Raw genomic sequence first — 21,768 nt, forward strand, 5'->3', positions numbered from 1 at the left:
CGTCAACCAGTTGTTGTATGACGGACTGCAAGTGCTGCAGCACCGTGGGCAGGATGCGGCGGGTATTGTCACCTCCAGTGGCAAGACCTTTCACATGCACAAGGGCAGCGGCATGGTGCGCGACGTTTTCCGCACCCGCAACATGCGCTCGCTGATGGGCAATGCCGGTATCGCCCACGTGCGCTACCCGACGGCTGGTTCTGCTTCCAGTCTGGCCGAGGCCCAGCCGTTCTATGTCAACTCGCCCTTCGGCATCGTGCTGGCGCATAACGGCAATCTGACCAATACCGACGAACTCAAGGCGGATATGTTCCGTCACGACCTGCGTCATATCAACACCAATTCCGACTCGGAAGTCCTGCTTAACGTGTTTGCCCATGAACTGGCAGAGCGTGTGGTGGGCTTTGAGCTGAGTGTGGATGCCATCTTCGGCGCCGTTGAGGCGGTACATCGCCGCGTGCGTGGTGCTTACGCAGTGGTGGCGCTGATTGCCGGTTATGGCCTGGTGGCTTTTCGCGACCCCAATGGCATCCGCCCGCTGGTCATCGGCAGTACCAACGGTAGTGGCAAGACCGAGTACATGTTTGCCTCCGAATCGGTGGCATTGGATTGCTCCGGTTTCAGCACCCTGCGCGATGTGGAACCGGGTGAAGCTGTTTTCGTCAGCTTCGATGGTGATTTCCATGCCCGCCAGTGTGCCAAGGAAGTACGCCACGCGCCTTGCTTGTTCGAGTATGTCTACTTTGCCCGTCCGGATTCGGTCATTGACGGCGCTTCGGTCTACCAGTCGCGCATCGTGATGGGGGAGAAGCTGGGCGAAAAAATCCGCCGGGTACTGCCGGAACTGGATATCGACGTGGTGATGCCGATTCCGGATACCAGCCGCCCCAGCGCACTGGCACTGGCCAACAGCCTGGGCTTGCCGTATCGCGAAGGTTTCATCAAGAACCGTTATATCGGCCGCACCTTCATCATGCCGGGCCAGGCAGTGCGCAAGAAGTCGGTTCGCCAGAAGCTGAATCCGGTTGCCTGCGAGTTCAAGGACCGCAATGTGCTGCTGGTGGACGACTCCATCGTGCGTGGCACTACCTCCAAGGAAATCGTGCAGATGGCGCGTGATGCGGGTGCCCGCAAGGTGTACTTTGCTTCAGCAGCCCCAGCGGTGCGTTTCCCCAATGTCTACGGTATCGACATGCCAACCCGCGCCGAGCTGCTGGCTACCGGTCGGACCGAGCAGGAAATCGCGGCCGAAATCGGTGCGGATGCGGTGATCTACCAGGACTTGTCCGCTCTTCAGGAAGCCGTGCACTCGGTCAATCCGAAACTGCACGAGTTTGAAACCTCCTGCTTCGACGGCAAGTACATTACCGGCGATATCACCGCCGCTTATCTGGATGCCATCGAGTGCGCGCGCGGAGCTGACAATAAAGAGGAAAACCCGGTCAGCACCCAGATGATCGATTTGAATCTGAATGTGGCTGAGCAAAACCTGATGTAAATCAGGCTCAGAAAAAACCGGCTTCGGCCGGTTTTTTTTATGGCAGTCCGGGTATAGCGCCAGCGGCTGACATCGTTATGCCGCAATTTCATTTAGATAATGGGTACTGATCAGGCAAGATAGCCTGCACAAGGCGGTGGCAAGCCATGGTGGCTTGCGGCCGATAACAAGATTCGAGAATCATCATGTCAGTTGAAAACAACCCCCTGCAATACCATCCGGAAACACTGGCGATCCGTGGCGGGCGCGAGAGCAGCGAATATCGCGAACACAGCCAGGCGCTGCATTTGACTTCCAGCTTCTGTTACGAGTCGGCAGAGCAGGCTGCTGCCATGTTTATGGGAGAGATCGAAGGGTATACCTATTCCCGCTTTACCAACCCCACCGTCAGCGCCTTCCAGCAACGCTTGGCACTGATGGAGGGGGGCGAGCGGGCTATCGCGACTGCCACCGGCATGGCTGCCATTCAGGCCATCATGATGAGCCTGCTCAAGGCCGGCGATCATATTGTCTCCTCGCAAAGCCTGTTCGGCTCCACCACCAATCTGTTTGCCGGCCTGCTGGCCAAGTTTGGCGTGGAAACCACCTTTGTCGATGCGCGCGACCTGGCCGCTTGGGAAGCTGCGGCCAAGCCCAACAGTAAGCTGTTTTTCCTGGAAACACCCTCCAATCCCCTCACTGAGATTGCGGATATCGCGGCCATTGCCGACCTTGCACATCGTCACCATGCCTTGCTGGTGGTGGATAACAGCTTCTGCTCGCCAGCCTTGCAGCAGCCGCTCAAACTGGGGGCTGATCTGGTGATGCACTCGGCAACCAAGTATCTCGATGGCCATGGCCGGGTGATGGGTGGCGCGGTGGTCGGCAGCAATGCGCTGGTGGAGCAGGTTTATCTGCATGTACGTACGGCAGGTCCGACGCTGGCACCGTTCAATGCCTGGGTGTTGCTCTCTGGTCTGGAAACCCTGGCACTGCGTATGGACAAGCACAGCGCCAATGCATTGGAACTGGCGTGCTGGCTGGAGGCGCACCCGGCCATCGAACGTGTCTATTACCCGGGCCTGCCCAGTCATCCGCAGCATGAGCTGGCGCTACGTCAGCAGAAAGCGGGTGGTGCGGTGGTGTCTTTTGTAGTGAAGGGCGGTCGAGCTGGCGCATGGAAGCTGGTGGATGGCGTAGAGCTGATTTCACGGACTGCCAATCTTGGTGATGTAAAGAGTACAATTACCCACCCGGCATCCACCACGCATGCGCGAGTGGCAGCGGAGGTGCGCCAGAAAGCCGGCATCGAAGAGGGCTTGATTCGCGTTGCCGTGGGCCTGGAGAATGTGCAAGACCTGAAGGCCGATCTGGCACGTGGGCTTGACTAAATATTGATACCTGCGTTTCATTCAAACGAACGGCAGTCTAGACTTTAGACTGCCGTTTTCGCGATGGTGTACTGGAAATCCATCCACGCAGTAAGGAGGATGTTCTTGACACTGATCAAATTAAAACGTAAGTTTGAAACGCTTGTTCGAAAGCTGAGATGGACAAGACTAAATACTCTGCAAGTACAAAAAAGGCACAAGAGAACATGGAAGCCAGCCGCCCGGATACGGCAACACGCATTCTTGACGTTTCCGAGCGGCTGTTCGTGGAGCACGGTTTTGAGGCTACCTCGCTTCGCATGATTACTCAGCAGGCCGAAGTCAACCTGGCTGCGGTGAATTATCACTTCGGCTCAAAGGATGCACTGTTTGAAGCCGTGTTCATGCGCAGGCTGGCGCCCTTGATTGCGTCCTGCCTGGCGGAACTGGATGAGCTGGAGACAAGAGAAGAGAAGCTGTCGGTGGAGGGGCTGGTCACGACGTTTATCCGTCCGTGTCTGGCACTGTCCAAGGACCCTGCGAGGGGCGGGGCCCTGTTTGTCAGACTTCTGTCGCGCACGCTGGTGGAAAATCACCGTCTGCTGCGTGAAACCATCTCTCAGCAATACAGTGTGTTCGTGCAACGCTACTCGCGCGCATTTCATCATGCGCTGCCAGAGCTTGGGGTGGAGGAGCTGGCCTGGAGGATGCACTTCGCATTCAGTGTCATGTTCAACGCCTTTGCCGGAAATGATGTGCTGAAAATCTTCACCCGCAGCCAGATCGTTTCCGCCAGGGATCCTGACATGATCGTGAAGTATCTTGTGCCATTTGTGGTTGCCGGGTTGGTCTCGCCTGTCGAAGGTTAGCAGGGTCAACACGAGGGTAATTCACAATGTTTGCTGCTGTTCTTCTCATCGCACTGATCGGTGCGTTGGCGTACTATCGCGCGCCGGTGCTGGCGTGGACTGTGGGGCTGGCTGCCTGGCTTGCCAGCCTGCAATTTGCGTTTGGCTGCCCGGTTTCCACCATTGCCTGGGGCGTGTTTGCACTCTTCGCCGTGGTGCTGAACGTCGTGCCGCTGCGACGTGCCGTTTTTACTGGTCCGGTTTTTGGTATCTTCAAGAAGATCACCCCGGCGATGTCGCAGACCGAGCAGGAGGCAATCAATGCCGGCACGGTGTGGTGGGATAGAGACCTGTTTTCCGGCAAGCCGGATTATCAGCGCCTGCTATCTTTTCCGGATGCAAAACTGAGCGCGGAAGAACAGGCGTTTCTGGATGGTCCGACCGAACGGCTGTGCGCGATGATCGATGACTGGAAGATCACGCATGAACTGAAGGATCTGCCGCCGGAAGTATGGCAGTTCATCAAGGACAACGGCTTTCTGGGCATGATCGTCAAGAAGAAGTACGGCGGCCTGGAGTTCTCCAACTATGCCCACGCCAAGGTGGTAACCAAGATTGCCACCCGTGGCGGCTCTGCAGCGGTGTCGGTCATGGTGCCCAACTCGCTCGGTCCGGGTGAGTTGTTGCAGCACTACGGTACCGAAGCACAAAAAGACTACTACTTGCCGCGTCTGGCCAAGGGCGTGGAAGTACCTTGCTTTGCCCTGACCAGCCCATATGCTGGTTCTGATGCTGGCAGCATTCCTGACTACGGCATTGTCTGCCGTGGTAGCTATACCGATCCGCGTACTGGCCAGCACCATGAAAATGTGCTGGGTCTGCGCGTCAGCTGGGAAAAGCGTTGGATTACCCTGGCACCTATTGCCACCATTCTGGGCTTGGCATTCAAGATGTACGATCCGGATCACCTGCTGGGTGACAAGGAAGAAATCGGCATTACCTGCGCACTGGTTCCTACCGAGCATGAAGGCGTATGTATCGGTCGCCGCCACTTTCCGGGTGGTGCTGCCTTCATGAATGGCCCAACCTGGGGCAAGGATGTGTTCATTCCGCTGGAGTGGATCATCGGCGGGCGCGAGTTTGCCGGTCAGGGCTGGCGCATGCTGGTAGAGTGTCTGTCGGTTGGTCGTTGCATTTCCCTGCCGGCCATGTCGGTGGCCTGCGGCAAGGTGACAACCTTCACCACCGGTGCTTATGCCCGTATTCGCGACCAGTTTGGTCTGCCCATTGGCAAATTCGAAGGCGTGGACGAAGCCATGGCCCGCATTGGCGGCTACACCTATCAGATGGAGGCATCCCAGGATCTGGCGCTGACCGGTCTGGACATGGGCGAAAAGCCATCCGTGCTGTCCGCCGTGCTCAAGTACCACAACACCGAGCGCATGCGCAAAACCATCAATGACGCGATGGACATCCATGGTGGCAAGGCGGTGGTGCTGGGCCCGCGCAATTATCTGGCCCGTGCCTATCAATCCATTCCGATCGGTATTACGGTAGAAGGTGCCAACATTCTCACCCGTTCGATGATCATCTATGGTCAGGGTGCCATCCGCTGTCATCCCTTTGTGCTGCGTGAAATGAAGGCAGCCATGGCCAATGATGGTGCCGAGTTTGATCGTGCCATTACCGGTCACATCAACTTTGTCATCAGTAATGTGTTCCGTTCGCTGTGGCTGGGCTTGACCGGTGCGCGTTTTGCCGGTGCGCCACGCAGTGGTGCCACTGCACCTTATTACAAGCAGATCACCCGCTTCTCCAGTGCCTTTGCCTTGCTATCCGATATGGCCATGTTCAGCCTGGGTGGTTCGCTGAAATTCCGTGAAAAACTGTCGGCCCGTCTGGGTGACATGCTGTCCAATCTGTACATTGCCACGGCTTGCCTCAAGCGCTTCGAGCGTGAAGGCGCGCAAAAGGAAGACCTGGCCGTACTGAGCTGGGCTGTTGAAAATGCGCTGTTTGATTTGCAGCAGGCCATGGACGGCTTCCTGGCCAACCTGCCCAGCCGTGGTCTGGCTGTGGTGTTGCGCAAGATCATCTTCCCGTGGGGGCTGACGCTGAAGCCGGCATCCGACCGCATTGGCACCAAGGTGGCACGAGCCATGATGGAGCCGGGTGGTATGCGCGAGCGACTGACGCACGGCATGTATGTGCCGCCTTCCGAAGATGATGCGGTTGGTGTTCTGCAGCATGCGCTGACGGCGATTCTGGCTACCGAGCCGCTTGAGCAGAAGCTGCGCAAGCTGGTGCGCGAGGGCAAGTTCCAGACAATTACCGCCAAAGAGCGTCTGGGAGAGGCTTTGCGTGCAGGTCTGGTGACGCAAGCCGAATTCGATGCGGTAACGCGGGCGCGTAAGCTGAAGCGTGATGTCATCATGGTAGATGATTTCGACATGGCGCTTGAGCAGCACGATGCGGCACTACTGAAGCGGCACATCTTCTAAACTGATTATCTAGACTGAATGCATTGCCGGGTGGTTTTCCATCCGGCCGTTCAGTCAAGCTGCTGTGCGACGGCGGCTTGGCTAAGCGATTGCTCACCAGGAGTACCACATGGATTCCAATTCACCTCGCCTGCCCACGTTGCGGGTACGTGCTCTGCCAACCGCCACCAATGCCTACGGGCGCGTACAGGCAGGCTGGCTGATGGGGCAGATCGATATGGCAGGTAGTCTGGATGCAGAGCGCCTGGCGCGGGGGCCGGTGGCGACGGTGGCGGTGAATGCATTCCAGTTCACTCATCCCATCCTGCTGGGAGATGTAGTCAATCTCTATGTGGAAAGGCTGCGTGTAGGACAGAAGTCGGTAACCTTGAAGATATCGGTGGAAGCAGAACGGCTGGATGGCGAGCTTGTGTTTGTCACTGAAGTGATAGCCACTTTTGTGGCAATTGATGTTGACGGTAAATCGCGAAACTTGGCAGAAGTTGGTTGAATTTAAGAGTATTTGTTGCTTGTTTGTTGTGTAAAACGATCGTTTGGAACAAACGCTCTTATTTTGGTGGACATGCTTAGATTCTCTGGTAGTATCCAATTTGATCCGTAGTAATACGGACATAAAAAGCGACTAGGACTACATACAGATATATTCGCAGAGAGGGATGACACATGAAACTCAAGCACCTCAGCCAATCCGTGATGCTGATGGGAGTTGCCGTCGGGGCGTTCTCTTCCACAGCACTGGCTTCCGGTTACCACTTCGGCTCGCAAAGCGTTTCCGCGCAAGGTACGGCATTTGCCAATAGCGCAGAAGCCAATGACGCTTCCACCATCTTCTATAACCCGGCAGGCATGTCGCGACTGACTGGAGACAATATCTCCGGTGGCCTGACCCTGGTTGTTCCGGATTCCAGCTATACCGATAACGGCTCTAAAAAACACTCCGGCGCTTCTACAGGTGGCGGTAGCGCTAGCGGCTATGCGCCGGACTATGTGGTGGCCCCGTCGTTCTACGTAACACATCAGGTTAATGACAAGTGGACGGTTGGTCTGGGCATATTCGTCCCGTATGGTACGGATCTGAATTATGGCGAAACCTGGGCCGGTCGTTACGCGCTGGAAAGCATCAAGCTGGATACGCTGAACTTCAACCCGTCGGTGTCTTACAAGCTGGATGACCATCATGCCTTTGGCTTTGGTCTGTCTGCCCAGTATATGAAAGCCTATTTGAGCAAGGCTGTGGATTTGTCAGCTGTAGGTGCTGCCGATGGCCATGCTGCTCTCAGTGCTGACGGCTGGGGTTTCGGTTTCAATATGGGTTATATGTATCAGCTGGATGAGGCTACCCGTTTTGGCGTGGCCTACCGTTCCAATATCCGTCAGAAACTGGATGGTAAGGCTTACTGGGATTTGAGCACCATTACCAACAGTGCAGTGCTCCAGTTTGTTCAGAATACCTACCACCACGTGAATTCCGATGGTTCTGTCACCGTGGATACGCCTGAGTCGGTTTCGGTCAATGCTTTCCACAAGTTGAATGACAAGGTTGATCTGATGACCGATCTGACCTGGACTCGTCATTCTCGTCTGGATCAGATCGATATCAAGTTCAGCCAGGCAGGTGAGGGTGATCTGGTGATCAAGCAAGGCTGGCGCGATACCTTCAAGCTGTCGCTGGGTGCCAATTATCACTACAGCGACAATCTGCTGTTGCGTACCGGTATCGCCTGGGACCAGTCCCCGGTCAAAAATACGGATGAGACCCATCCTGCTCTGCCGGATAGCGACCGCTACTGGTTGTCCTTTGGTGCCAACTACAAGCTGAGCAAGCAGTCTTCGATCGATTTTGCCTATTCTTATGTGTTCTTCAAGAATACCAACGTCAACTATACCGACAACTGCTCGTCTACCTCGACAACTTGCACGGGTAACGGCGAAACCACAACCGGTTCTTACAAGACCAATCTGCAATTCCTTGGTCTGCAGTACAACTACAGCTTCTAAACAGACAGTAATGGTTTAGGGGCGTGGCAGGGGCATGGCCGTGTGACGGTCATGCCCCGACAGCAAGGCAGGCATGAGGGGCCTGCCCCATGATTGATGAGTTTCAACATAACGAGGAAACCATGTCTCAAACCAAGTTCAATGTACGCAAGGTGGCAGTGCTGGGTGCTGGCGTGATGGGTGCGCAGATTGCCGCTCATCTGGTCAATGCCAAAGTGCCGACCATCCTGTTTGATTTGCCCGCCAAAGAAGGCAACAAGAACGGCATCGTGCTCAAAGCACTGGACGGGCTGAAAAAGCTCAAGCCGTCCCCGCTGTCCAACAAGGATGCCGTGGCTTATATCGAGCCGGCCAATTACGAAGATCACCTGCACCTGCTCAAAGACTGTGACGTTGTGATCGAGGCCATTGCCGAGCGCATGGACTGGAAAGCCGACCTGTATCACAAGGTGGCACCGCATCTGGGCGAGCACACCATTTTCGCCACCAATACCTCCGGCCTGTCCATCAACAAACTGGCTGAGAGCTGCCCCGATTCCGTGCGTCCGCGCTTTTGCGGTGTGCACTTCTTCAACCCGCCGCGTTACATGCACCTGGTCGAGATCATCCCGTGCGTGACGTCCGATGCGGGCATGCTGGACAATCTGGAACGCTTCCTGGTTTCCGTGCTGGGCAAGGGCGTGGTGCGTGCCAAGGATACCCCCAATTTTGTTGCCAACCGCATTGGTGTGTTCTCCATGCTGGCAACCATTGCCAATGCCGAAAAATTCGGCATCCGCTTTGACATTGTCGATGACCTGACCGGTCCGCGTCTGGGTCGTCCCAAGTCTGCCACCTTCCGTACTGCCGACGTTGTAGGCCTGGACACCTTTGCCCACGTGGTAAAAACCATGGACGACACGCTGCCGGGTGACCCGTGGCATGCCTTGTTCAAATCGCCGGAATGGTTGCAGAAGCTTATTGCAGCTGGTGCGCTGGGTGCCAAGACCAAGGTTGGTATCTACAAGAAAGACGGCAAGAAAATGTTCGTGTTCGACGCGGCCAGCGGCGAATACGTTGGTGGCGGGCAAAAGGGTGATGATGCGGTCAAGGACATCCTGAAAATTGCTGACCCGGCCGAAAAATTCCGTCAGCTGCGCGCGAGTGAGCATCCGCAGGCGCAATTCCTGTGGGCCTGCTTCCGCGATGTATTCCATTACATCTCTTACCATCTGGCAGATATTGCCAACTGCGCCCGTGATGTGGATTTTGCCATTCGCTGGGGCTTTGGCTGGTCGGTTGGCCCGTTTGAAACCTGGCAAGCTGCCGGTTGGCAGCAGGTAGCACAGTGGATTGATGAAGACATCAAGGCAGGCAAGGCCTTGTCCGGTGCCGCATTGCCTGCCTGGGCATTGCAGGCCGACCGTGCCGGCGTGCATTTTGCTGATGGCTCCTACAATGCGGCAGGTCAGAACCTGGTAGGCCGCTCCACGCTGGACGTATACCAGCGCCAGTTGGCCCCGGCCCGTGTGCTGGGTGAGGTGGCTGCTCCGCTGGGTGAAACCGTATTCGAAAACGACGGTGTACGTGCCTTCACCACGGGTGACGAAATCCTGGTGGTGTCGTTCAAGTCCAAGGCGCATGCCATTGGCCCGGATGTCATCACCGGTTTGAACACCGCACTGGATATTGCAGAGCAGCGCTTCAAGGGGCTGGTGATCTGGCAGACCGAAGAGCCGTTCTCGGTTGGTGCCGATCTGCAATCCATGCTGCCAGCCTTCATGACTGGCGACTGGGCTGCCATTGACGCTACCGTGCGCCGCTTCCAGGAAACCTCCATGCGCCTGCGTTACAGCCAGGTGCCCACCGTGGCGGCAACCCAGGGCTATGTATTCGGTGGCGGTTGCGAATTCGCCATGCACTGCGACAAGACCGTTGCGGCATTGGAATCTTATGTTGGTCTGGTGGAAGTGGGTGTCGGCCTGCTGCCGGGCGGTGGCGGTTGCAAGGAGTTTGCCCTGCGTGCCGCACAGGAAGCCAAGGGTGATGTGCTGGCTGCGCTGAAAGATTACTTCATGGCCATTGCCACTGCCAAGGTGGCCACCAGCGGTCAGGAAGCGCAGGAAATCGGCTTCTTCCGCAAGGGTGACCCGGTGGTATTCAATGCTTACGAACTGCTGTATGTCGCCAAGCAGCAAGCGCTGGCCATGGCCGAATCCGGCTATCGCCCGCCGCTGAAAGTGAAGGGCTTCCCGGTGGCTGGCCGCTCTGGTGCCGCTTCCATCAAGGGCTCGCTGATCAATATGCTGGAAGGACACTTCATCTCCCAGCATGACTTCTTCATTGCTTCGCAAATCGCCGATGTCATGACCGGTGGTGATGTTGAGGCCGGTACGCTGGTGAACGAGCAGTGGATTCTGGATCTGGAACGCAAGGCCTTCATGACCCTGCTGCAAAATTCCAAAACCCAGGACCGCATTGCCAACATGCTCACCACCGGCAAACCGCTGCGCAACTAATACGAACAATGCATCAGACCGACGGCCGCGAGGGGCGGAGCCGTCGGCTGCAAGGAGATTGAAAAATGGTCAAGCAAGTACAGGAAGCTTATATCGTCGCTGCCACCCGTACCCCGGTGGGCAAGGCACCGCGTGGCATGATGCGTCATGTGCGTCCGGATGACATGCTGGCGCATGTGATTACCGGCGCGCTGGCCCAGGTGCCGACGCTGGATCCGAAACTGATTTCCGACTGCGTGGTGGGTTGTGCCTTTCCGGAAGCAGAGCAGGGCCTGAACATGGCGCGTATCGGCGTGTTGCTGGCAGGGCTGCCCAATACCGTGGGTGGCATCACCATCAACCGTTACTGCTCGTCCGGTATCAATGCGGTACAGATGGCAGCTGACCGCATTCGCCTGGGTGAGGCTGATGTGGTGATTGCTGCCGGTGCCGAGTCCATGTCGCTGGTGCCGATGATGGGTAACAAGGTATCGCTGAACCCGGAAATCTTTGCCAAGGACGAAAACTATGCCATCGCCTATGGCATGGGCCTGACAGCAGAAAAAGTGGCGCAGCAGTGGGGTGTGTCACGTGAAGATCAGGACGCATTTGCCGTTGAGTCGCATCGCCGTGCCATTGCCGCCATTGATTCCGGTGCTTTCAAGAGCGAAATCACCCCGCTGGAAGTGACCTACCGTACCCCGAATCTGGAAACCGGCGAAGTCCTCAGCAAGACCAGGTTGCTGGATACCGACGAAGGTCCGCGTCGCGAGACCACGCTGGAAGGTTTGGCCAAGCTGAAGACGGTATTTGATGCCAAGGGCTCGGTGACTGCTGGTAACTCTTCGCAAATGTCCGACGGTGCCGGCGCGGTGATTCTGGTGTCCGAGCGGGTACTCAAAGAGTTCAACCTGGTGCCGTTGGCGCGCTATGTCACCTTTGCGGTGAAGGGTGTGCCGCCGGAAATCATGGGTATTGGCCCGAAAGAAGCCATTCCGGCTGCTTGCCAGCAAGCGGGTATCACGCAGGATGATCTGAAATGGATCGAGCTGAACGAAGCTTTTGCCGCGCAAGCATTGGCGGTGACGCGTGATCTGGCACTGGATACCAGCAAGATCAACCCGCATGGCGGGGCGATTGCTCTGGGCCACCCCTTGGGCGCTACTGGTGCCATCCGTACCGCTACCTTGGTACATGGCATGCGTAATGCCGGCCAGCAGGGCTATGGCATGGTGACTATGTGTATCGGTACCGGCATGGGTGCAGCTGGCATTATCGAAGTGTTGTAAGCCAATCCGGCTGTCATGAAAACGCCCGCATATGCGGGCGTTTTTTATTGTGATGACGATGTAGTCGATAAGCCGCTGCCAGCGTTGGCGTGATCAATCCACTTTTGACAGCGTGTCAAAGTCGCTGTTGCTACAGTCTTCAAACTCCTGCTGCGGGGTTTTCAGCCTGATCAGATATGATTTTCCCTGTGCAGTCAGAATCTGCTCCTTGCCGGGGGCTGCGAGTAATTTCGGCATCAGGAACCAGCGCTGTCCTTTGCGAGAGTTGGGCTGGGTAATGTAGATGGCGGTGGTAGGCTGCTCACGGTCACCACCAGGTTCGGTCAATGAAACACCTACCGGACTTTGTCCCAAGATTTCGATACCGACTTTGGTGCCGTTCTGCTGCCGCAGAATACGGCGGATGGCACCCAGCAACAGGGGGTGGTTTTCAGTCTTGACCAGTACGATACGGCCAATGGCCAACTGTTCCACACTCTTGCCGACAAAGGTCAGCCCCATTCCGCTGCTGCTGATGTCGTTGACCTTCCATTCCTGAATATTGTTGCTACTGTTGTTTTCGATATCCTGGATTTTGACAGCAAAGGCTACGCGTTCGAAACCAATGGTCACTTGCGCAGAGGAGGTGTGCAGCGAGCGCTCGGATTTACGTAGTGACTTTCCACCATCATCCGACCAGCGGATGGCCAGTTTTTCACATAGTGCAAGCCATTCCTCACACTCCAGTTTTGCGTCCAGTGCCCGCAGAGTCGGCGGAATCGAGCGATCCAGATCAAACATCAGGTCTGCCAGGCGGCTGGTGAGATCATTGGTGGACCAGTAGCGTAGCCACTTGCCCGCCATGCCACGCAAGATGGGTTGTGGATGTTCCGGCATGCTCAGATTGATGACAAACACCGGCTCCTGCGCTGGCGGCTGTTTTTCCAGGTGAATTCCCTGGCTCAGCGGCATCATTAACTGGTCGACTGCAATGATTTCCCGGTGCAGCATGTTGTCGGTCTGTGCCAGGTACAACATGCAGCCTTGCAGCAGCAATTGCTCGCAACTGACTTCCACCTTGGCATCTGGATACAGCATGAGCGGTGTACGGGCCACACCCGCATCTTCAGCCTGCATGTAAAAGCGGAAGCCCTGCTGCCAGACCGAGCCTTCCGGCTTCAGGTAGCGCAGGGAGTTCCATGCGATCAGGCGCATCTGGTGATGTAGCCCACGTGCCGTGATCAGCCGGATATCTGCTTCCATTGCATTGTTTGGCGCAGCCTGATACAGGCGAAGGCAAATCTGGTATGCATTGGCAAGCTCGTGCCAGAAGGCCAGAATGGTGGGCAGGTAGTTTTTGCTGCCCGGTGTGGCGGCCAGGAAATCCTGGCACAGCTGATGGTGGATGTTATGGGCCTTGTCATCGACATAGACCAGTGTCTTGATGCGCTCCTTCAACGGAATGTCGGTATCCGCGTTGATCTTGGAGATGGCCTTGATGATTTCGACAAGTGCCGTGAAGTATTCAGTCTGCGGCAGGTCCCTCACCAGCAAGGTCGCAGATTGTGCGATGCCCGTTGCCAGGGAGTTTTTTGTGAGCAGGGAGCTGACCAGAGATTTAAAATCGAACATTGTGCCTTAGCTTTATTGGGCTCTATGTTTTGTCGAATGTATGTCACTATATCTTACGTCACCGTGATGCTTAGGTGAAATAGTAAATTTCCCTTTTTTACTGAATATGCATTTTCGCGCAAAAAGAATTTCTGATTTCCTGCTGGGAATGTTGTTCCTTGGCAGCTTGCTATTACTGAACTGCCAGTCAGCCCACTCTGAGGAGCTAGGTCCCGATGAGGGAGTTGGTGTAGTGCTTGGCGGAGGTGGAGCACGTGGATTCGCCCATCTGGGTGTGCTGCGTGAATTACAGCGGCTGCATGTCCCGATTCGCTGCATTGCCGGAACCAGTGCTGGGGCGCTGATTGGTGGTGTTTATGCTAATGGTATGGATTTGGACCGAATGGCAGAGGATTTCAAAAATGCCAACTGGGATCAAATGTTGTCCGGTCGCTTGCCCAGAAGTGATATCCCCTATGACAAGAAGCGGGATGATTACAAGAACTATCTGGACGTGACTTTCGGTTTGCAGGATGGTCAGCTGCGTGTGCCACGCAGTGCCATCAATTCGCAAGAAATCGAAATGTTCATCCGTAAACTAACCCGAGATCGGCAGCTCGACTCTTTTGATCAGTTGCCCATTCCATTTCGTGCCGTTGCCACTGATCTTGCCAATGGTGAGGCGGTGGTGTTCGACAAGGGACCACTGGCCGAGGCGCTGCGTGCCAGCATGGCAGTCCCTGGCCTGTTCGACCTGGTGGAAACCAATGGTCGTTTGCTGGTGGATGGTGGTCTGGCCCGTAATCTGCCCATCCAGGATGCACGGCAGTGCGCCCAGCATCTTATCGTGGTGGATGTGGGAACGCCCCCCCTAACCAAGGATCAGATCAACAGCCTGTTTGATGTGGTGGCTCAGACCTCCAATCTGATGGTTGGCCGCAATGTCAAAGAACAGATGGCGCTGATGGAGAAGGGGGATGTCCTGATCCGGCCAGACCTGAATGGTTACAATTCTGCTGCCTTTGGCGACAACCAGGCGATCATCCAGCGCGGCACTGTGGCCGCGATTGCACAGACCAAAGAGTTGAGCCGTTTCTCTGTCAGTCCGGAACGTTACACCGCCTGGCGCAGACGGCTTCAACTGCCGTCTTATCCAGTTGTGGATGAGGTGCAAGTTAAGAGCGGTAGCCGTTTTGTCAATGTAGATGGGCTGGCTAAAAGTATTACCGGATTGCAGGGAGATGAGGCGGTCGGTGAAGTGCGCAAGAAATTGCGCGACACATTTGCCACGGGCGATTACGACCAATTGAGCTACTCACTTGATGCCAGTAGCGGTCGCAATGTCATGACGGTCATGCCACTGGAAAAGAGCATAGGTCCCAATACGGTGCATTTTGGCTTGAGCCTGAGTAGCTCGACGCCGGGAGACTCCAGCTTTAGCTTCCTTGCTGCACATCAGCGGAACTGGCTGAATGCTTCGGGTGGCTCCTGGCGCAATGAAATGGTGATCGGCAAGAATAAGCTGTTCAAAACCGAGCTATACCAGCCATGGTCCTATGACAGTCCCTTGTTTGCGGCAGCATCGATCAGCTATCACCAGCAGCCCTTGTCCTTTTATGATGACAATCACATCAAATATGCAGAAATCAGTAATGATGTAACTTCGGTGAATGCTGATGTCGGTACCGTTCTGGGGCGTTACGGTGAGTTCCGGATTGGTCTGTTTGATTCACGGGTTGAAAGTTATCTATCCCAGGGACAGTTCTCGTATCTGTCGGACAACATCACGCACAGCTACGCAGGCGTACGTGGCAAGTTGGTGATCGATCAGTTCGATAATCCGCGCTGGCCACGTTCGGGTTATTTCATGAATACGGTGCTGACATCCTCCCTGCCGGCAATGGGCAGCTATACCGCCAGTCGTGATTACGATGCGATCGTGGAAGGGGTCAAGACTTTTGGGAATATTACCTTCCGGCTTACCGGTAAGGCGCGTGGCATTGTCAATCGCAAGCAGGATGATTACCGGCTGGAGTCGCTAGGTGGTTTCCTGAATCTGACCGGATATCAGGCGGGAGAGCTATTGGGTGAGAAGGTGGCGCTATCCCGGTTGATGGTGTACTGGCGGGCGTCATCACTGCCTTCGGTGCTGGGAAGCGGACTGTATGCCGGGATGTCGGCTGAGGTTGGCAGAGTATGGGGAAATCCGTTCAATGGTAGTAATACGGGCTGGATTCCTGCCGGCTCGGTATTTCTGGCGGCAGACACCATACTTGGGCCATTTTTTCTTGGCGTAGGCAATGCCAGGAATGGCAAGCTCAGTGGCTATCTGTATCTGGGGGCGGATTACTGAGTTGCTTGGTCTGGAACAGCAAAACGGCCACTGTTTCAGTGGCCGTTTTATTTGGGTTGCAGTTGCGGTAAGTCAGTCGCTTATTGTCTGATTTACTGTGCAGCAGGAAAGAACAGGTTGGCCAGCGCTGCGCCGGGATCGTCCTGACGCATGAATGCCTCTCCTACCAGGAAGCTGTGGACATCGTGGCTGCGTATCAGGCGTACGTCGTCCACACTGAGGATGCCACTTTCGGTGACGGCGATGCGACCATTGCTGATACCCGGCAGCAATTTGAGCGTGGTGGTGAGGCTGACTTCAAAGGTGCGCAAATTGCGGTTGTTGACGCCGATCAGTTCGGTATCCAGCTGCAGCGCCTGTTCCAGTTCTTCCTCATTGTGTACTTCGACCAGAACAGCCATGCCCAGCTCGCGCGACAGGGCTTCGAAGTCACGCATCTGTACCAGCGGCAGGGCGGCGGCAATCAGCAGGATGCAGTCCGCCCCCATGGCGCGGGCTTCATACAGCTGGTATTCGTCCACCATGAAGTCCTTGCGCAAAACCGGCAGATGGCAGGCGGCACGGGCAGCTTCCAGATAGCTGGCATCACCCTGGAAATACTGCTTGTCCGTCAGGACCGACAGGCAAGCTGCGCCAGCGCTGGCATAACTTGCAGCAATGGCTGCCGGGTTGAAGTCAGCACGGATCACGCCCTTGCTGGGGCTGGCTTTCTTGATTTCAGCAATCACCGCCGGCTGGCCCAGTACATGCTTGGCGCGCATGGCGGCAACAAAGTCACGCTTGTCAGTGCGACGTGCTTCGGCCGCTTCACGTACTACACTGAGCGGACGGGTTTGCAGGGCGGCAGAGACTTCCTGATGTTTGGTGGCAACAATGGTATTGAGGATGTCGGACATTCTGTAAGCCTGTGGTAATGCGTTCAGCCAAAACGGACATCATGCAGAACTGTACGGGCTTTGGCAATGAGAGCGGCAGTTTGTTTGCCAGCATGCGAGCTAGCTTCAGGGCTGCAGATAGGGCTGGAAAAAATTCAGTACGCGTTGTGGCAGCCAGTTGATGTGGCCGGGAAAGCGGCCACTGACAAAGCCGACGTGGCCGCCATGCCGCGGGAACTCCAGTAGTACGGCCGGGCTGGTTTCATGCGGCGAGGGCAGGGCGCTTGCCGGTAGAAATGGATCGTTCTGCGCATTGAGTACAAGGGTGGGGCAGGTAATCAGCTGCAGCCGGGATTTGCTGCTGGCAGTTTTCCAGTAGTTCAGCGCGGTGCCATAGCCATGTAGCGGGGCAGTGACCAGGTCGTCAAATTCGATGAACGTATGGGCGCGTCGCAGCCGCTGGCCGTCGAACAGGCCGGGGTGGCGCTGCAGTGTTGCCAGCGCTTTGGGCTTGAGCGTGTGCATGAACATGCGGGTATATAGCAGTCTGCCAAGGCCGCGATCCAGCCGTGTGCTGGCCGCAACCAGATCCAGCGGAGTCGATATGGCCGCTGCCGCGCGCGGAATGGCCTGTCTGCCTTCTGCTGCCAGGTAGTTGAGCAGCATGCTGCCACCTAGTGATACCGCTGCGACTGCCATGACCGGGTAGCGCGCCGTGAGCGCCTGCACTATCCAGCGTATCTCGTCCGCATCGCCGGCGTGGTAAGCGCGCGGCAGCGGATTGTCCATGCCGCCGCAGCCACGAAAATGTGGTACTACCCCATGCCAACCACGCTCGGTCAATTGCAGCATTAGTGCGCGGGCATAATGGCTGTCACTGCTGCCTTCCAGTCCATGAAACAGCACGACCAGCGGACTGCCTGGCTTGCCATCGACAAAATCAAGGGCAATGGTGCCGCCATCCGGCGTGGGCCAGTGCTCACGCCGATAGGACGGGAGTGGCGGGCGTATCATCAAGGCTGGCCAGATCGTCTGGCTGTGTCCTTCCGGTAGCCAGGTTGGCGCGGAGTAGTTCATCAGGCGGCTGAAGGCCTCAGTGCCGATTTTGGCCGGAATGTCTTGCTCACCTTCGGATCGGTTTCGATGTAGGGGCCACCGATCAGATCAATGCAATAGGGTACAGCGGCAAAAATGCCGGGGACCAGTGTTTCTCCTGCATCGTTCCTCAGCCCTTCCAGGGTTTCCTTGATGGCCTTGGGTTGGCCTGGTAGGTTAAGAATCAGTGCATTCTTGCGAATGACCCCTACCTGACGGGACAGGACGGCCGTGGGGACAAAGCGCAGACTGATCTGGCGCATCTGTTCGCCAAAGCCGGGCATCTCGCGATCGGCTACGGCCAGGGTGGCATCCGGCGTGACATCGCGCGGTGCCGGACCGGTGCCGCCGGTAGTCAGTACCAGTTGACAGCCTTCTTCATCTACCAGTTGGCGTAGGGTAGCTTCGATTTCTGTCTGCTCGTCTGGAATCAGCCGGGTCAGCGTGGAGAACGGGCTGCAGATGGCGCTGGACAGCCAATCCTGCAGCGCTGGAATACCCTGGTCCTGATACACGCCAGTACTGGCGCGATCGGATACCGATACCAGACCGATTTTCAGCATTATTCATTTTCTCCATAGGCATCGTCAGCCGCTTCGTCAGCCTGCTGGCGTGGCTTGCCCGGCTCGGGAATGGCTTGCTTGATCAATTGGAACAGCAGGCGGAAGGACTTGGGTGGTTTGCTTTCAGCTTGCTCTTTACGGGCATTGCGGATAAGCGTGCGCAATTGCTGGGGGTCAACGCTGGGAAAATCATTGATGAAGGCGGCGGACATCTTGTCGTCGCTCATCAGGCGTTCGCGCCAGCGTTCCAGCAGATGCTGCCAGGCAATGTGTTCGGCCGACTCGCCCTTGATCACCAGCAGGTACTGGCGGATGGGTTCCGGGTCGATGTCGCGCATCAGCTTGCCGATATACTGTAGCTGGCGGCGCAGGGCACCATGGGCGGTAAAGCGTTTGTAGTCCAGAATGGCAGTCAGCAAATCCTCCGGCAGCTGCATTTTCTTCAGCGTATCCTTGGAGAGTTCGACCAGCTCCTTGCCCAGATCCTGCAGCGCGTCCATGTCGCGTTTGCGCTGGGACTTGCTGATCATGCCGTCAGGTAGGCTGTCGTTCTGGTAATCAGTCATCGTTCAAAAGTCTCTACGGTTTTCAAGGCTGGTATGATACCGGAAAAGGCGGGCCGATTCCCGTGCAAACACGCCTGGCGTGGTACTGTGCCGACAGGGTCGCGTCATGGGCAAGGCAACATTCATCATGGTAGATAAGACATTGGCAGACAACACATTCAGTTTCAGTAAAAACGTATTGCAAGGCATCGCCAGCCGGGTGCTGGAACTGGCCGGTCAGCTTGGTGCGACAGCAGCCGAAACCGATGTTTCCGAAGGCCTGGGGCAAACGGTAAGCGTGCGTCTGGGTGAAGTGGAAACCATTGAGTACAACCAGGACAAGGGTGTGTCGGTTACCGTTTATCTGGGGCAGAAAAAAGGCCATGCCAGCACTTCTGATTTTTCTGATCAGGCATTGCAGGATACGGTGAAGGCTGCATTGGATATTGCTCGGTTTACTGCCGAAGATGCCTGCGCGGGCTTGGCTGATCGTCAGTTGCTGGCGACGGACTTTCCGGATCTGGATCTGTTCCATCCCTGGAATCTGCCAGTCGAGCAGGCCATCGAGTTGGCGCGCAGTTGTGAAGACGCAGCCCGCGGTGTGGATGCGCGCATCAGTAATTCAGAAGGCGCATCGGTGTCGGCACAGGCCAGTCACTTTATCTATGCCAACAGTAATGGCTTCATGGCCGGTTATCCGGGCAGCCGGCACAGTATTTCTGCTGCCGTGGTGGCGGAAGAGGCTGGCTCCATGCAGCGCGATTACTGGTATTCGGCCGCACGTCACCCTGCTGATCTGGATGATCCGCTCAAGGTGGGCCGTACTGCGGGCGAGCGTGCGGTACGCCGTCTGTCTGCACGTCGGGTGAAGACCGGGCAGTATCCGGTCTTGTTTGAGGCGCCGGTGGCTGCATCGCTGATCGGCCATCTGGTTTCAGCCATCAGCGGTGGAAATCTGTATCGCAAATCTTCTTTCCTGCTGGATGCATTGGGGCAGCAGGTGTTTCATCCGAATATCATCATCGACGAAGATCCGTTTGTGCTTCGCGGTATGTCTAGTGGTGCATTCGACAGTGAAGGCGTGGAAACTTCCGCGCGTCGTCTGATTGATGCCGGTGTATTGCAGGGTTATATGCTGGCCAGCTATTCGGCGCGCAAGCTGGGTATGCAATCGACTGGTAATGCCGGCGGCCCGCATAATCTGCTGGTCCACACCACGGGTGAAAGCTTTGCCGAGTTGCTGCAGCAAGTTGGTACGGGCTTGTTGGTGACTGAGTTGCTGGGGCATGGCATCAATACGGTGACGGGTGATTATTCGCGTGGTGCCGCTGGTTTCTGGGTGGAAAACGGGGTGATTGCTTACCCGGTTGAGGAAATCACCATCGCCGGCAATTTGCGAGAGATGTTCCAGCGCATGGTGGCGGTTGGTACTGATACGCTGGCACGTGGTGGCAAGGTGATGGGGTCGGTGCTGATCGAGTCAATGATGGTTGCTGGCGAGAGCTAGGCTCTGGCTGCTGGAGCGCGTGGATGAGATCGGACAGACAGGCTTGACCTGCGGTTGCTTGCTAAGTCTGTCGTTTTGCAGCTATTTCTAAAGCAATAAACAATGCATCCAGGGCGAGGTGCAAAATGGCGGGGAAAAGCAATATTGGCCTGGTACTGTCGGGAGGCGGTGCCAGGGCGGCCTATCAGGCCGGAGTGCTGCTGGGTATTGCCAGGATGCTGCCGGATCCCGCACATAATCCCTTCCCCATTATTTGCGGTACCTCGGCTGGTGCCATCAATGCCGTTGCGGTTGCCTCCGGTGCCAACAACTACCGCCAGTCGGTACATTATCTGGCCCAGATGTGGAAGCAGTTGCACATTCATGATGTGTACGATGCCAGCCTGAGTTATTTCATCAAGACGTTTTTCCATTTCGGCATTTCGATTGCGACTGGCGGGCATGGCTGGCGCAATCCGAAAAGCTTTCTGGACAATGCGCCCCTGCGTGATTTTCTGGGCCGTGCCATGCCGTTTGATGGTATCCGCCATTCACTGGAGCAGGGCAATCTGCAAGCGCTGGCTTTGACCGCATCCTGTTTCAGTACCGGCATGTCGGTCACCTTCTTTGAAGGTCAGCGCCATCTTGATGAATGGTCGCGGCATCAGCGCATGGGTGTGCGGGAGCAGATTGGCCTGGATCACCTGATGGCAACTTCGGCCATTCCGCTGATTTTTCCGTCCACCCAGATCGGTAATCTGCATTACTGTGACGGTGCCATCAGGCAGATGACGCCCTTGTCGCCAGCCTTGCATTTGGGGGCAGACAAGCTGTTTATTGTCGGCTTGACCAGTCAGCGACCCGCTGTGGTCGAACGGCGTGCCGCCAGCGTGGTGCCAACACCGGCTCAGGTTTTTGGGCATCTGCTCAATAGTGTCTTTGTGGATAGCATGTCGATGGACATGGAGCGCCTGCTGCGTGTCAATCACACCGTTTCCCTGCTGCAGGGGAATCAGGATTTGTGTGCGCAAACCAGTCTCAAGCAAGTGGATATCTTCATGCTCAGTCCCAGCCAGTCGCTGGAAAGTATTGCTTATCAGCACGCGCACGAATTCCCGCCGGTATTACGCTTCCTGATGAAAGGGGCGGGTGGAACCAAGAAGCGTGGTATGACACTGGCCACTTATCTGCTGTTTGAACCAGGATATTGCCGCGCGCTGATTGCGCTGGGTTACAAGGATGCGCTGGCGCAGAAAGACGCCATCAGACAATTTCTGGAACTTTAAATCAGGACTAAAATC

General features: G+C 56.2%; 16 protein-coding genes. 11 read left to right on the plus strand and 5 right to left on the minus strand.

Annotation, left to right across the window (positions count from 1 at the left end; all coding sequences use genetic code 11):
* The 8 genes from purF to QVF59_RS05690 all read left to right on the plus strand — a co-directional run.
* Positions 1-1,498: amidophosphoribosyltransferase (purF, locus tag QVF59_RS05655; protein ID WP_287877949.1), on the plus strand; the 1,498-nt coding region annotated here is incomplete at its 5' end.
* A 185-nt stretch (positions 1,499-1,683) separates the two neighbouring features.
* Positions 1,684-2,868, plus strand: coding sequence for an O-succinylhomoserine sulfhydrylase (locus tag QVF59_RS05660; RefSeq protein WP_287877952.1), 1,185 nt, complete (start codon positions 1,684-1,686; stop codon positions 2,866-2,868).
* 206 nt (positions 2,869-3,074) lie between these two features.
* Positions 3,075-3,716: a TetR/AcrR family transcriptional regulator gene (locus QVF59_RS05665; RefSeq protein WP_159880843.1), complete on the plus strand. Its 642-nt coding sequence runs from the start codon at positions 3,075-3,077 to the stop codon at positions 3,714-3,716.
* A 26-nt stretch (positions 3,717-3,742) separates the two neighbouring features.
* Positions 3,743-6,196: an acyl-CoA dehydrogenase gene (locus QVF59_RS05670; RefSeq protein WP_287877954.1), complete on the plus strand. Its 2,454-nt coding sequence runs from the start codon at positions 3,743-3,745 to the stop codon at positions 6,194-6,196.
* A gap of 109 nt (positions 6,197-6,305) precedes the next feature.
* On the plus strand, positions 6,306-6,686 hold the full coding sequence (locus QVF59_RS05675; protein WP_159878034.1) for an acyl-CoA thioesterase: 381 nt from the start codon (positions 6,306-6,308) through the stop codon (positions 6,684-6,686).
* A 173-nt stretch (positions 6,687-6,859) separates the two neighbouring features.
* The gene (locus tag QVF59_RS05680; RefSeq protein ID WP_159878032.1) at positions 6,860-8,194 is read left to right on the plus strand and encodes an OmpP1/FadL family transporter; all 1,335 of its coding nucleotides are present in this window, start codon (positions 6,860-6,862) and stop codon (positions 8,192-8,194) included.
* Positions 8,195-8,316: 122 nt separating this feature from the next.
* On the plus strand, positions 8,317-10,692 hold the full coding sequence (locus QVF59_RS05685; protein ID WP_287877963.1) for a 3-hydroxyacyl-CoA dehydrogenase/enoyl-CoA hydratase family protein: 2,376 nt from the start codon (positions 8,317-8,319) through the stop codon (positions 10,690-10,692).
* Between the two features lie 65 nt (positions 10,693-10,757).
* Positions 10,758-11,960, plus strand: coding sequence for an acetyl-CoA C-acyltransferase (locus QVF59_RS05690; RefSeq protein WP_287877964.1), 1,203 nt, complete (start codon positions 10,758-10,760; stop codon positions 11,958-11,960).
* Between the two features lie 93 nt (positions 11,961-12,053).
* Here QVF59_RS05690 and QVF59_RS05695 read toward each other — a convergent pair whose 3' ends face one another.
* Positions 12,054-13,487 carry a cyclic-di-GMP receptor FimW-related protein gene (locus QVF59_RS05695; RefSeq protein ID WP_287877965.1) on the minus strand — a complete coding sequence of 478 codons (1,434 nt, stop codon included), beginning with the start codon at positions 13,485-13,487 and terminating at the stop codon, positions 12,054-12,056.
* Between the two features lie 190 nt (positions 13,488-13,677).
* Between QVF59_RS05695 and QVF59_RS05700 the strand changes: the two genes are divergently transcribed.
* Positions 13,678-15,903 carry a patatin-like phospholipase family protein gene (locus tag QVF59_RS05700; RefSeq protein WP_159878030.1) on the plus strand — a complete coding sequence of 742 codons (2,226 nt, stop codon included), beginning with the start codon at positions 13,678-13,680 and terminating at the stop codon, positions 15,901-15,903.
* A gap of 92 nt (positions 15,904-15,995) precedes the next feature.
* Here the strand turns inward: QVF59_RS05700 and trpC are convergent, their stop codons facing one another.
* The 4 genes from trpC to yjgA form a co-directional block, all read right to left on the minus strand.
* A complete protein-coding gene (gene trpC / locus QVF59_RS05705; RefSeq protein ID WP_287877966.1) occupies positions 15,996-16,799 on the minus strand; it encodes an indole-3-glycerol phosphate synthase TrpC in 804 nt (267 codons plus the stop codon).
* A gap of 105 nt (positions 16,800-16,904) precedes the next feature.
* Complete coding sequence (locus QVF59_RS05710; protein ID WP_287877967.1) at positions 16,905-17,855, minus strand: YheT family hydrolase; 951 nt, start codon at positions 17,853-17,855, stop codon at positions 16,905-16,907.
* On the minus strand, positions 17,855-18,436 hold the full coding sequence (gene mog, locus QVF59_RS05715; RefSeq protein ID WP_287877968.1) for a molybdopterin adenylyltransferase: 582 nt from the start codon (positions 18,434-18,436) through the stop codon (positions 17,855-17,857). Before mog ends, QVF59_RS05710 begins: the two co-directional genes overlap by 1 nt.
* Positions 18,436-19,002 carry a ribosome biogenesis factor YjgA gene (gene yjgA / locus QVF59_RS05720; RefSeq protein WP_159878027.1) on the minus strand — a complete coding sequence of 189 codons (567 nt, stop codon included), beginning with the start codon at positions 19,000-19,002 and terminating at the stop codon, positions 18,436-18,438. The genes mog and yjgA overlap by 1 nt, the downstream gene beginning before the upstream one ends.
* Positions 19,003-19,129: 127 nt before the next feature.
* On the opposite strand from yjgA, the gene pmbA reads away from it, so the two are divergent.
* Complete coding sequence (gene pmbA / locus QVF59_RS05725) at positions 19,130-20,488, plus strand: metalloprotease PmbA (RefSeq protein ID WP_205677432.1); 1,359 nt, start codon at positions 19,130-19,132, stop codon at positions 20,486-20,488.
* 125 nt (positions 20,489-20,613) lie between these two features.
* A complete protein-coding gene (locus QVF59_RS05730; RefSeq protein WP_287877969.1) occupies positions 20,614-21,753 on the plus strand; it encodes a patatin-like phospholipase family protein in 1,140 nt (379 codons plus the stop codon).
* Positions 21,754-21,768 lie beyond the last annotated feature (15 nt).

Source organism: Aquitalea sp. (assembly GCF_030150775.1).
GTDB classification, from domain to species: Bacteria; Pseudomonadota; Gammaproteobacteria; order Burkholderiales; family Chromobacteriaceae; genus Aquitalea; species Aquitalea denitrificans.